The organism is Jatrophihabitans sp. (genome assembly GCF_036389215.1).
Taxonomy (GTDB): domain Bacteria; phylum Actinomycetota; class Actinomycetes; order Mycobacteriales; family Jatrophihabitantaceae; genus Jatrophihabitans_A.
The window spans coordinates 1-12,564 of the sequence record NZ_DASVQG010000066.1 but is presented as its reverse complement, the minus strand read 5'-3'; the positions used below and the strand labels follow the sequence as shown (position 1 = coordinate 12,564).

10 protein-coding genes, 1 tRNA gene and 1 riboswitch are annotated in these 12,564 nt (G+C 66.8%); of the genes, 10 read left to right on the top strand and 1 reads right to left on the bottom strand.

The window, feature by feature from the left end; genetic code table 11:
• Positions 1-15: 15 nt before the first annotated feature.
• From VF542_RS02965 to VF542_RS02945, 5 genes are all read left to right on the top strand, one after another.
• A complete protein-coding gene (locus VF542_RS02965; protein ID WP_408650218.1) occupies positions 16-1,128 on the top strand; it encodes an FAD-binding oxidoreductase in 1,113 nt (370 codons plus the stop codon).
• 118 nt (positions 1,129-1,246) lie between these two features.
• Positions 1,247-2,218: a 2-hydroxyacid dehydrogenase gene (locus VF542_RS02960; protein WP_408650216.1), complete on the top strand. Its 972-nt coding sequence runs from the start codon at positions 1,247-1,249 to the stop codon at positions 2,216-2,218.
• Positions 2,219-2,301: 83 nt separating this feature from the next.
• The gene (locus VF542_RS02955; RefSeq protein WP_408650215.1) at positions 2,302-3,429 is read left to right on the top strand and encodes a hypothetical protein; all 1,128 of its coding nucleotides are present in this window, start codon (positions 2,302-2,304) and stop codon (positions 3,427-3,429) included.
• A gap of 2 nt (positions 3,430-3,431) precedes the next feature.
• Complete coding sequence (locus VF542_RS02950; protein WP_408650214.1) at positions 3,432-4,499, top strand: FAD-dependent oxidoreductase; 1,068 nt, start codon at positions 3,432-3,434, stop codon at positions 4,497-4,499.
• 18 nt (positions 4,500-4,517) lie between these two features.
• A complete protein-coding gene (locus VF542_RS02945; RefSeq protein WP_408650213.1) occupies positions 4,518-5,186 on the top strand; it encodes an HAD family hydrolase in 669 nt (222 codons plus the stop codon).
• A gap of 177 nt (positions 5,187-5,363) precedes the next feature.
• Here the strand turns inward: VF542_RS02945 and VF542_RS02940 are convergent.
• Positions 5,364-5,436, bottom strand: a tRNA-Lys gene (locus VF542_RS02940).
• 181 nt (positions 5,437-5,617) lie between these two features.
• Positions 5,618-5,755, top strand: a riboswitch (cobalamin riboswitch).
• Between the two features lie 99 nt (positions 5,756-5,854).
• Here VF542_RS02940 and VF542_RS02935 point away from each other — a divergent pair.
• The 5 genes from VF542_RS02935 to VF542_RS02915 all read left to right on the top strand — a co-directional run bounded on the left by VF542_RS02935 (position 5,855) and on the right by VF542_RS02915 (position 12,477).
• Positions 5,855-6,814 (top strand): cobalamin biosynthesis protein, encoded by a 960-nt coding sequence (locus VF542_RS02935; RefSeq protein WP_408650212.1) that lies wholly within the window; start codon positions 5,855-5,857, stop codon positions 6,812-6,814.
• Positions 6,811-8,322 (top strand): cobyric acid synthase, encoded by a 1,512-nt coding sequence (locus tag VF542_RS02930; protein ID WP_408650211.1) that lies wholly within the window; start codon positions 6,811-6,813, stop codon positions 8,320-8,322. Before VF542_RS02935 ends, VF542_RS02930 begins: the two co-directional genes overlap by 4 nt.
• A 128-nt stretch (positions 8,323-8,450) precedes the next feature.
• Positions 8,451-10,484, top strand: a complete 2,034-nt coding sequence (locus VF542_RS02925; RefSeq protein ID WP_408650217.1) for a VWA domain-containing protein — start codon at positions 8,451-8,453, stop codon at positions 10,482-10,484.
• Positions 10,484-11,098, top strand: coding sequence for a cob(I)yrinic acid a,c-diamide adenosyltransferase (cobO, locus tag VF542_RS02920; protein WP_408650210.1), 615 nt, complete (start codon positions 10,484-10,486; stop codon positions 11,096-11,098). The genes VF542_RS02925 and cobO overlap by 1 nt, the downstream gene beginning before the upstream one ends.
• Positions 11,099-11,100: 2 nt before the next feature.
• Positions 11,101-12,477 carry a cobyrinate a,c-diamide synthase gene (locus tag VF542_RS02915; RefSeq protein ID WP_408650209.1) on the top strand — a complete coding sequence of 459 codons (1,377 nt, stop codon included), beginning with the start codon at positions 11,101-11,103 and terminating at the stop codon, positions 12,475-12,477.
• Positions 12,478-12,564: the final 87 nt, after the last annotated feature.

The following is a 12,564-nucleotide window of genomic DNA, read 5'->3' as shown; positions in this document are numbered from 1 at the left end:
GACGGTGGCGTTGTTATTGACCTATCCGGGATGAATTATGTCCGAGTGAGCCGGCAGGCTAGAACGGCGACGTGTGGAGGCGGAGCATTGCTTCGCGACTTCGACCTAGCCACCGCCCGATCGGGACTCGGAACCACCTTGGGGATTGTTTCCTCCACGGGCGTCGCGGGGCTTACCCTCGGCGGTGGGCTCGGCTGGCTGATGGGTCGGTTAGGGCTCGCTTGCGACAACTTGATCAGCACCCGCTTTGTCCTGACGAATGGAACCGTCGTTGTCGGGGGAGAGGCAGACGGCCAGGATGCTGATCTGGCCTGGTGCATGAGGGGCGCAGGATCGAGTATGGGTATAGCCACAGAGCTGACCTTTAATTTGCATCCCGTCAGGTGGGTGGTCGCTGGATCAATTGCTTTTCCCATTGGACGCGCGGCTGAGACGTCCAAAAGACTCGACGCCCTTCTTCGCCATGGGCCGGACAGTCTTACGGTCTCTCCTTCGTTCGTTAACCGGAAGGGCGAAGAGGTTTTCATCCTAGATATATGTTTGTACGAAGGAAAGAAAGCAGACCAAGGATCACAATACTTGAGTAGTATCGCCAGCTTCCCGTATGCGACCCGACATACTTTGCGAAAACGACGGTATGTCGATTGGCAGCATGCCCTCGACGACGGAAGCCGGTCCGGACTGCGCTCCTACTGGAAGACCGTAGATGTCGAATCCCTGGACGACTGTGCGGACATCGTCGCGGGCGCGTTCGCGGCCTGCCCGTCTCGTGACACGATCGTCTCGTTCGATCACATTCATGGCGTCGCCTCACGTATTCCGACCCGTCCGTCCTGTTTGGCTGAGAGGTACTCGCGGCTTGCGGTGCTGATCAACTCAAATTGGCGATATACGGCGGGTGACCGTTCGAACCTTGACTGGGCGGACGAGCTCTGGCACGCCCTAACGGCTAGTCGGCCCGCTCACAGCGCATACGGCAACTATTTGCCCGACTCATCGCGTCGACGAGACCAACGCGTGTATGGCACACACTGGACTAACGTCCGTCGGATGAGGCAACGCTATGATCCTGTTGGCGCACTCAGCTACGAATCCGAGGAGGCCGGCGAGGTGACTATCTCAGAGTGAGTCCGAAAGTCGTTAGGTATACGATCGTGGCTAGATTGGCTGCGTTGACTCTCAATGACGGCGCATCTCGATGGACGTCCCAAGCAGCCAGTTCTCGAAGGACGGAGTGGAGCTAGGTATGGAAGGTAAGGTGCTCGTCACCGGTTCGAGCGTTGACGACGAACTACTGGAGCCACTGAGACAAGCCGGGCTAACGGTGAGTAATCCGAAGCATCTCCTGACCGAGCCTGAGCTCAGGCAAGAATTGGCGAGCGCGGTCGCGTATTTGTTGGGCGGGGAAGAGTATGCCACCGCGAACGCGATCAGCGACGCTGGATCTTTGAGGGTCATCGCGTTCCTCGGCGTCGGATACGAATCTTTCATCGACGCGCCGTCCGCCTCACGCCGAGGGATCCGCGTCACGAATACGCCAGGGACACTAACCAACTCAGTTTCGGAATTCACGGTTGGGCTTATACTGAATGCCACGCGCCGTATCACTCAGTATGTCAACTCATACCGGCGAGGCGAACGGGGCACCGAGGAGAAGCAGCGCGATCTGGAGAGCATGACGGTGGGCATCATCGGTCTAGGCAATCTCGGAACCCAGATTGCCCGGCTCGTTGGATCGTTCGGCAGTGAACTATTGTATTACTCACGCACCCGGAAGCCAGATCTTGAATCTGAGCTGGGCCTTCGGTTCTGCTCCCTCGTTGAACTAGTAGAGTCGAGCGACGTAATAGTAGTTATGACGCCGGGCAACGAAACGACTCATGGCATGCTAAATAGCTCGGTGCTTTCCCGCGCACGGCCCGGCTCTATCTTGATTAACACCGCGCGGCGCGAGGTAGTTGATCCGGCTGCGCTGCGTGAAGGGCTAAAGTCGGGTGCCATCTCGGTTGCCGCGTACGACGATTTCTACGAGGGTGAGATCGGGAGCGAGCTGCTGCGCGACTTTTCAGACGACCGGTTGTTGGTCACCGGTCATATCGCTTCTCTGACCTCCAACGCTCGCGACGGCATGGCCAGGATGGCAGTGCAATCGATCCTCAACATTCTGGCTGACGGCAAAGACGAACACATTGTCAACCGTGACGATTTAATTAACTGACCGACGCGCCACGTCGTTGGGGCGGGGTGGGTCATGCTGGCTGCCTCATCGATGTGGACCTCACGAGGATGCCAGGTGGTCGGATGAGAAAATGCATACTCGTGCTCGGTTATGGGATCCTCGGCGGGCGCGTGGTGGATGAGATCGCGCGGGCATATCCTGACGCGGACGTTCACGTTGGCGGGCGAGATGCCGAACGACTAAGTAAGCGGGTCAACCTGACTCGGTACGCGTCGCTAAACTACGGGCCTGCTGCCGACCTACATCCGGTCCCGATTGATGTTTTGCGTTCGGATGAGTTGGCTAGCCTTCTGCGCACGATCAAGCCCGATCTCATTCTGAATACGACGTCGCTCGTTCCGTGGTGGCGAATCGATATGCTGCCGGCTACGTCGCAGGCGCGCTTGAAGGAGGCGGGATCGGGAATTTGGGCAGCCCCCGACCTGCTGCCCGCGCTTCGTGTGCGTGAGGTGCTGACGCGGGTCGAATATGCGGGTATGTTCGTGAACGGCTCGTATCCGGATTTGATTAATATGTTGATTCACGACCCGAACGTCGGGCCGATCTGCGGCGTGGGCAACGTGGCTAATGTGGTACCCGGCATACGCCTTGCGTGCGCCGAGCTGCTGGGTTGTAACGTCTGCGAGATCCAAGTCCGGCTTGTTGCTCACCATTACGTTGCGTACAACGTGCCAGTTACCGGAACTACGAATGGCGCGCCCTGCCGGCTTCAAGTGATAAGAAGGGGGATCGACGTCAGTGACCGACTAAGTCAAGAACTGGTCTTCAGAACAGTTGCATCAAAGTTCGCGCGAGTGAAAGGCATCGGAGGCGAGGCCGTTGCGGTTAGTTCTGCGATGTCAGTCATCAACCCCCTACTGCTGGGTTCGCGCGCCGACTGCCACGCCCCCGGGGTTGCCGGTCTCCCTGGTGGCTATCCAATTGTCATCGACCATCGCCGAGTCCGTCTCGACTTGCCCTCAGGCATGTCGGTTGACGAGGCAACTTCTATCAATTCGCATGGCGGACAGTGGGACGGCATTCAAGCGGTCACTTCTGAAGGCGAAGTAGTCGTTACTGACAGGGCGTCGAGAATTTGCAAGGACCTTCTCGGATACGATCCTGATGGTGTGACTGCTGCAAACTGCGAGGCGAAGGCGTTCGAGATGATTGAAAAGTTCGAGCGGTACTCCTCGGCGGTTGGGGTCTAGACGTGGTACCGGGAGAGGTCTGCGTTCTCGGCGCTGGCATCATCGGTCTTCTAACGGCTAGGTGTCTGCAGGGGCGTGGATATACGCCTACGCTGATTAGTAATACTGACCCACGCTCGTCTAGCTCCGCGGCGGCGGCGGGGATAATGTTGCCTACTTTTCCGTTTCATCCAACTTCTACCGAGTTTAAGCGGAGACTTCGATGGATGGCGGATAGTATTTCCTACCTTTCGAAATACCGAGAAGGTCAGTTCTACACGACTGTTCGACACGTGGAGTTTTTCCGCCGAGGCGTTGCAGAGGGCCAGATACCGGCGGACTGGCTGTTCCAGTCCGGGATTTATGACCGCAGTGCGCTAGTCACGCTGAATTTCGATGTTGACGGTTTCGGTGAGTATGCGTGGCTGGACGTGCCACATTTCGATACGGTTTCCCTCCTTGAGGCTTTCTATGCGGACTTCCTAGAAGCGGGTGGTGTCCACCTCGTTCAAACGGTCGATAGGTCGACTGTCGAATCCGTGTCAGCGTCCCATGTGTTCAATTGCTTAGGCATAAACGCAGGTTCAATGTTCGGTGATCACACCTTAGAGCCAGTGTTTGGGCAGGCGATTCGCTATCCGCCATCACGATGGAGATTCGGACTTGGCATGGGCGACTTTTTTGTTTTGTCAAGCCAGTTCGGATTTTACCTCGGTTCGCCGTTTATCCGAGGTGACGGCGTCTTCGGCCCGAAGCGTGTGCACTACGAGGACTTATCAAAATTCTTAAGAACGACTCTACCGAAGGCCGCCGCAGTTGTCGGTCTGGAATTCGACGGCTCGCAATTGGGGCCGCCTCTCGAGACGGTATCCGGCATCCGTCCGTTTCGTCCGGGCGGAGCGCGGGTCGAGGTCGAAAGGTCGGGAAGCAAGCTCGTAGTCCACAATTACGGTCATGGTGCGCATGGCTGGGCGGCGGGGTGGGGTGCGGCAGTTGAGGCTGTTACGAAATGGGAAGGGTATCTTCATGGAATCCAAGGCCTTAAGGGACCTCGCGCGGCAATTGAAGGAACGAGCGACTGGGGCATTTAGACGTTCGGGACCGCGATTGTGAAGGGCTCTCGTCGGGAAGTTCGCCATGTAGTTTGGGACTGGAACGGGACGCTCCTGGACGATCTTGCAGCCACCGTAATCGCCACACGCGCGTCTCTCAGAGGCTTAAGTCGGGTTAAGGTTTCGGTCGGCGAGTATCGACAAATTTTCGCGCGACCCGTAAGGCCTTTCCACGAAGCACTCGTCGGCCGGGCGCTGAGTGATTCGGAATGGTGCACTGTGAACGATCGGTTCTACGACTGCTACAGGCGACTTGAAAGCCGTGTACGATTAGCCGACGGCGCACGGATAGCCTTGGAGAGCTTTCATCGCGCCGGAATCGTCCAGTCAGTTCTTTCACGTACGCGTCACGAGCGGTTGGTGGCGGCCGTCGAGAAATACGAGTTGACGGACTACTTTAGCATCGTTGATGGAGCAACGGACCATTTAGATTCGTCGAAGTCTCTTGCATTACGGCGACACCTTGCGGTAGCGGGAACGGATCCAGAGTCGGTAGTAATGGTTGGCGATACGGTAGACGACGCGGCCGCAGCTGGAACAGCTCGTCTCGGCTGCCTGCTAGTCGCTGGATGCTCGTTTGAGACGATGGCCAAGCTCCAAGCGGCTGGGCAGGTGGTAAACGATCTAAGTGACGTTGTCGCTGTACTGTTGCATCGTACTGGATAAGATTCCGCATCTGTACTGAGGTTCGGCTGTTAACCCGCCCGACTGATGCAGGGGCTCATCAGAGCTGACTTCGGTGCCGCCTGGCCCTCTCCGGCCACGAATCATTACTCGCTAGTCGACCTCCGTCGGGCGCTGTCAACGGGTGCTTACCGCACAAATGTTAAAATTACAACGTTGTGCGCCGCCAGGGACTCGAACCCCGAACCCGCTGATTAAGAGTCAGCTGCTCTGCCAGTTGAGCTAGCGGCGCGTACAACATCTGTGCCCGTTGGCGGTGGGCACGGGACAGAACCCTAGCAGAGCCCGCCGGGCCCCTCGAAATCGGCGGGCCGCCCGCGAGACCCGGCAGCAGCCCCGTCCAACCAGGCCCACCAACCCCGCGTTGACCACCCCGCACCCCTGTGGTTGGGTTGTCGCCAACGACGGCAGTGAAGGAAGTCCGGTGCGAATCCGGCGCGGTCCCGCCACTGTCACCGATGAGCGGACCCCGCTACATCACGGCCTCGCGGCTGGAAGATGGGGCGAGCGAGCCCGGCACACACCGGGCGGATTCGGGAGCCAGGATACTTCGGCCGTCGGAGCAGCCCCAGGGCGTGGACACCCGACGGAGGTTTCGAACGATGACGGCAGCCCGGCACGTCCGGCGATGCCCACGACGCGGGCAGTAGATGTCACGCCTCCCGGTCGCCGCCGGCCTGAGCCTCGGCGTGCTGGCCGACGAGCTGCTCGGCGACCCCCGCCGCGGCCATCCGGTCGCCGGCTTCGGCACCGCCGCGGCCGCGCTGGAGCGCCGGCTCTATCACGACACCAAGCTTGCCGGCGGCCACTACCTGCTGGCCTGCGTGCTGCCGGTGCTGGCCACCGCCGCCCTGATCGAGCGCCGCACCACCCAGCACCCCACAACCCGAACCCTCGCCATCGCCGCCGCGACCTGGACGGTGATCGGCGGCCGTAGCCTGCGCCGGATCGCCGCCGAGCTGGCCACCGCGCTCACCGACGACGACATCACAGGCGCCCGCGCCCTGATCCCGAGCCTGTGCGGCCGTGACCCGGACAAGCTGACCGGACCCGGCCTGGCCCGGGCCACCGTGGAATCGGTCGCTGAGAACACCTCCGACTCGGTGACCGCACCGCTGTTCTGGGGCGCCGTCGCCGGGCTGCCGGGCCTGCTCGGCTACCGCGCCATCAACACCCTGGACGCGATGGTCGGCCACCGCTCGCCCCGCTACGCCCGGTTCGGCACCGCCGCCGCCAGGCTGGACGACGTCGCCAACCTCATCCCCTCAAGGCTGACCGCCGTCCTCACCGTCGCCCTCGCCGGCCAGGTCGGCGGCTCACCCGCCGCGGCCTACCGCGCCTGGCGCTCCGACGCCGCCGCCCACCCCAGCCCGAACGCGGGCCAGTGCGAGGCCGCCGCCGCCGGTGCCCTCGGCGTGCTGCTCGGCGGGCCTACGAACTACCGGACCCACACCGAGATCCGCCCGCTCCTCGGCACCGGCCGGGCCCCGGAACCACAGGACATCGCGCGGGCGACCCGGCTGAGCCACCTGGTGCAGTACGCCACGCTGGCCGTCCTGGTCACCGCGATCCTGCTGCGCGAGGCCAGCAGGGCAGGGGACACCGCATGAAGGGCTCGCTGCTGGTCGCCGGCGCCAGCTCGGACGCCGGCAAGAGCCTGTTCACCGCCGGCCTGTGCCGGTTGCTGGCCCGCCGCGGCGTCTCGGTGGCCCCGTTCAAAGCGCAGAACATGTCCAACAACTCCGCGGTCGCCGCGGACGGCGGCGAGATCGGCCGGGCCCAGGCACTGCAGGCCCAGGCCTGCGGCATCGAGGCCAGCGTGCTGATGAACCCGGTGCTGCTCAAGCCCGGCAGCGACCGGCGCTCGCACGTCCTGCTGCACGGCCGTCCCTACGCCGAGGCCGGTGCGCTGGACTACCGGGAGCTGAAGTCGGCGCTGCGCAAGGAGGTGCTGGCCAGCTACGACGAGCTGCGCCAGCGCTACGACGTGGTGATCTGCGAGGGCGCCGGCAGCCCCGCCGAGATCAACCTGCGCGAGAGCGACCTGGCGAACATGTGGCTGGCCGACCAGCGCGACCTGCCCACCGTGGTCATCGGCGACATCGACCGGGGCGGCCTGTTCGCCGCGCTCTACGGCACCCTCGCGCTGCTCGGCGAGCGCGACCAGTCCCTGATCGCCGGCTTCGTGGTGAACAAGTTCCGCGGCGACGACCGGCTGCTCACGCCGGGACTCGACATGCTGACCAACCTCACCGGACGCCCGGTGTTCGGGGTGCTGCCCTGGCTGCCCGACCTGCGGCTGGACGCCGAGGACTCGCTGTCCACCCCGCTGGCCCTGGACGGCGGCGCGCCGGCCGGCAACGAAGGGCTGACGGTGGCCGCGATCCGGCTGCCCAGGACGTCCAACTCCACCGACGTGGACGCCCTCGGCGCCGAACCGGGCGTGACGGTGCGCTGGACCGTCTCCCCGGCCGAGGTCGCCGCCGCCGACCTGGCCGTGCTGCCCGGCAGCCGCGCCACGGTGGCCGACCTGGCCTGGCTGCGCGACCAGGGGCTCACGGCCGCCCTGGCCGGCCGTGCAGAGCAGGGCCGCCCGGTGCTCGGCATCTGCGGCGGCTACCAGATGCTGGCCCGCACCATCGTCGACGAGGTCGAGTCCGGGGCCGGGGCCGTGCGGGGGCTGGGCCTGCTGCCGGTGATGGTTCGCTTTCAGCAGGAGAAGATCCTGGGCCGCCCCACCGGCACCGCGCTCGGGGCCGAGGTCACTACCGGCTACGAGATCCATCACGGGATCAGCTCGCTGCTGCCGAGCCAGAGTAGCGACGCCGAACCATTTCTGGACGGCTACCGGGTCGGCGCGGTGTGGGGCACCACCTGGCACGGCGCCTTCGACAGCGACGAGTTCCGCCGCCGGTTCCTGAGCCAGGCAGCCGAGCTCGCCGGACGCGACTTCACCCCCGCACCGGACACCGACATCGCGGCCAACCGGATCCGCCAGCTCGACCGGCTGGCCGACGCCCTTGAGGCAGGCCTCGACGTCGACGCCCTGACCACCCTGATCACCAGCGGCGCACCTGCAGCACTGCCGTTCCTTCCCCCGGGAGCACCGACCACATGACGACGACCTCCGGCGACCAGGCCCAGACCGGCAATGCCGTGGGTAATTCCCATACCGGTAAAGCTAATTCCGGCAAAGCCCCTACCGAGCATGGCTATCCGTTCTCCGCGGTGTTCGGCGCTGAGGCGATGCGGCTGGCGCTGCTGCTCAACGCGGTGTCGCCCGCGATCGGCGGTGTGCTGGTGCGCGGCGAGAAGGGCACCGCCAAGTCGACGGCGGTCCGGGGCCTGGCCGCGCTGCTGCCCGCCATCGACGTGGTGTCCGGCTGCCGGTTCGGCTGCGACCCGGCCGCTCCCGAACCGCACTGCCCCGACGGCCCGCACGCCACCGGCCCGCACGCCACCGCCCCGCACGCCACCGGCCCGCACGCCGATCACCCATATGTCGACAGCCCGAACGGCGCCGACCCGCACACCCGCGGCACCACCGAAGCGGTGACCGTCCCGGCCCGGCTGGTCGAACTGCCGGTCGGCGCCTCCGAGGACCGGGTGATCGGCTCGCTGGACCTGGAACGAGCGCTGGCGCACGGCGTCCGGGCCTTCGAACCGGGGCTGCTGGCCAGCGCGCATCGGGGCATCCTCTACGTCGACGAGGTGAACCTGCTCGCCGACCACCTGGTGGACGTGCTGCTCGACGCCGCCGCGATGGGCCGCAACCACGTCGAGCGTGACGCCGTCTCGGTCAGCCACCCGGCCCGGTTCGTCCTTATCGGCTCGATGAATCCGGAGGAGGGCGAGCTGCGGCCGCAGCTGCTGGACCGGTTCGGTCTGACCGTGGACGTCTCGGCCAGCCGGGACCCCGCGGTCCGGGTGGAGGTGGTCCGGCGGCGGCTGGACGCCGATGCCGACCCGGCCGGCTTCGCCGAGCGGTGGTCGAAGGCAGAGGCCGAGCTCGCCGACCAGATCGTCGCCGCCCGAGCGCTGCTGCCCGAGGTGGTGCTCAGCGACGCGGCGCTGCGCCAGATCGCCGAGGTGTGCGCGGCCTTCGACGTCGACGGGATGCGCGCCGACATCGTCACCGCCCGGACCGCCGCCGCGCACGCCGCCTGGCACGGCCGCACCTCGGTCACCGAGGACGACGTCCGGGCCGCGGCGCTGCTGGCGCTGCCGCACCGCCGCCGGCGCAACCCGTTCGACCAGCCGGGCCTGGACGCCGACGCCCTGGACGAGGCGCTGGAACGCGCCCGCGACACCGAGCCGGAACCGCCGGAACCCGACCCGAGCGGCGGCGGCGCGCCGACTGAGGAAGCCAGCGACGGACCGCAGGACACCACGCAACCGCGGGACACCCAGCAACCGCAAGGGAATCAACCACCGGACAGCGCGAGCAATCAGGACAGCACCGGTCCGCAGAGCAGTAACACCACGAACCAGCCCACCGGTAAGCCCGGCCGGGCCAAGGTGCTGCGCGGAACCGGCGGCTCGCTGGCCACTCCCGGCCGCCGGGCCGCCGCCCGGACCGGGCGGGAGCGCACCGTCCGCGCCCTGCCGGCCGGCAGCCAAGCCGGCCCCATCCACCTGCGCGCCACCGTGGCCGCCGCCGCCCCGCACCAGCTCGGCCGGGGCCGCACCACCGGCCCGCTCGAGCTAGCCGGCCAGGACCTGCGCAGAGCCGACCAGCGCGGCAAAGAGGGAAACCTGGTGCTGTTCGTGGTCGACGCCAGCGCGTCGATGGCCGCCCGGGCCCGGATGGGCGAGGTGAAGGCCGCCATCCTGTCGCTGCTGCTGGATGCCTACCAGCGCCGGGACAAGGTGGGCCTGATCACCTTTCGCGACAAGGGTGCCGAGCTGGTGCTGCCGCCGACCGGCTCGGTCTCGCACGCCGCCAAGCGGCTGGAGGAGCTGGCCACCGGCGGGCGCACCCCGCTGGCGGCCGGCGTCGCCAAGGCCGCGCAGGTGGTCCGGACCGAGTTGCTGCGCGACCCGCTGCGCCGTCCGCTGATCGTGCTGATCACCGACGGCCGGGCCGACACCCGTGCCGCAGCCCGGGCCGGAGCAGGATTGCACCAGCACGACATGGTGATCATCGATTGCGAGCGTGGAGTGGTCCGGCTGGGCCTGGCGCAACGGCTGGCCTATGACCTGCACGCGCAGTACCTGCCGCTGGCCGAGGTCACCAGCGAGCCGCTCACCACCCTGGTCACCGATTGGCGGGCCGCCTGATGCCACAAGGAAAACCGGAGTCCGTTCCGGAGGACGGCCTGACCACCCGGCAGCGGCGCAACCGGCCGCTGACCATGGTGCACACCGGCCCGATGAAGGGTAAGTCGACCGCGGCCTTCGGCATGGCGCTGCGGGCCTGGAACGCCGGCCTCAGCGTCGGGGTGTTCCAGTTCGTCAAGAGCGCCAAGTGGCGGGTCGGCGAGGAGTCCGCGTTCGCCGCGCTGAACACCGTCCACCAGAGCACCGGCCAGGGCGCCCCGGTGGCCTGGCACAAGATGGGGGAGGGCTGGTCCTGGATCCAGCGGCCCGGCACCGAGGCCGACCACGCCGCCGACGCCCAGGAGGGCTGGCGGCAGATCCAGCGCGATCTGGCCGCCGAGACCTACCGCTTCTACGTCCTGGACGAGTTCACCTACCCGATGAAATGGGGCTGGGTCGACCCGGACGAGGTGGTCGCCACCCTGGCGGCCCGGCCGGGCAACCAGCACGTGGTGATCACCGGCCGCGACGCCGCGCCGGCGCTGGTCGAGTACGCCGACCTCGTCACCGAGATGACCAAGGTGAAGCATCCGATGGACGCCGGCCAGAAGGGGCAGCGGGGTATCGAGTGGTGAACGTGCCGCTGAACCCGCCGCCAGACCTGCCGCTTAACCTGCCCCGCCTGGTGATCGCCGCCCCGGCCAGTGGCACCGGCAAGACCATGGTCGCCACCGGGCTGCTGGCCGCGCTGCGCCGGCAGGGCCTGGAGGTCAGCTGCCACAAGGTGGGCCCGGACTACATCGACCCCGGCTACCACGCGCTGGCCGCCGGCCGGGTGGGCCGCAACCTCGACGCCTGGCTGGTCGGCGAGGACCGGATCGCCCCGCTGCTGCGGCACGCCGCCAGCACCCCGCGACCGGCCGACATCGCCGTCATCGAGGGCGTGATGGGCTTGCACGACGGCGCGGTCGGCCGGGGCGGTTTCGCCTCCACCGCCCACATCGCCCGGCTCACCGGCTCACCGGTGCTGCTGGTGCTGGACACCACCGCGCAGGGCCGGTCCGCTGCCGCGCTGGTGCTCGGAATGCAGTTGTTCGACAAGGGGATCCGGATCGCCGGGGTGATCCTGAACCGGGTCGGCAGTGACCGGCACGAGCTGCTGCTGCGGCAGGCGCTGGAGGAGGTGGGCGTGCCGGTGGTCGGCTCGATCGGCCGGTCCGCGGCGGTGGTCACCCCGTCCCGGCACCTGGGCCTGATCCCGGCCGCCGAACGGCACGACGAGGCCGAGCGGACGGTGACCGCGCTCGCCGACCTGATCGAGGCCAGCGTGGACCTGGCGGCGGTGCGGGCCATCGCCGGGTCGGCGCCGGAACTCACCGCACCGGCCTGGGACCCGGCCGCCGAGGTGGAGCGGGTCGCCAGCGGGGTGCCGGTCGCGGTGGCGTCCGGGCCGGCGTTCACCTTCAGCTACGCCGAGACCGCCGAGCTGCTGGCCGCCGCCGGGGCGGACGTGCGGCCGTTCGACCCGACCCGCGACACCGCGCTGCCCACCGGCAGCCGGGGCGTGGTGATCGGCGGCGGCTTTCCCGAGGTGCATGCCGAGGCGCTCTCGGACAACGCCGGCCTGCGCGCCGACCTCGCCGCCTTCGACGGGCCGATCGCCGCCGAGTGCGCCGGCCTGCTGTACCTGGCGGCCGAGCTGGACGGCAAGCCGATGGTCGGCCGGATCCAGGCCCGGGCCCGGATGACCGGCAAGCTGACGCTTGGCTACCGGGAGGCGGTCGCCGAGGCCGACTCGGCGGTGGCCCGGGCCGGTGAGCGGGTGCACGGCCACGAGTTCCACCGGACGGTGACCGACCCGGCGCACGGCGAGGTGGCGGCCTGGCGCTACGCGGGCGACCAGGGCGGCAGCCGGCAGGGCTTCAGCGTCGCAGGCATCCACGCCTCCTACCTGCACACCCATTGGGCCGGCCAGCCCTCGGCGGCCCAGCGATTCGTCGAGGCCTGCCGGTGAAGGCTGAGCCGATGCTGATCGCCGGGATGGGCGCCAGCTTCGGGGTGTCGGTGCAGGAGGTGCGGGCGCTGCTCGACCTCGCCCTGG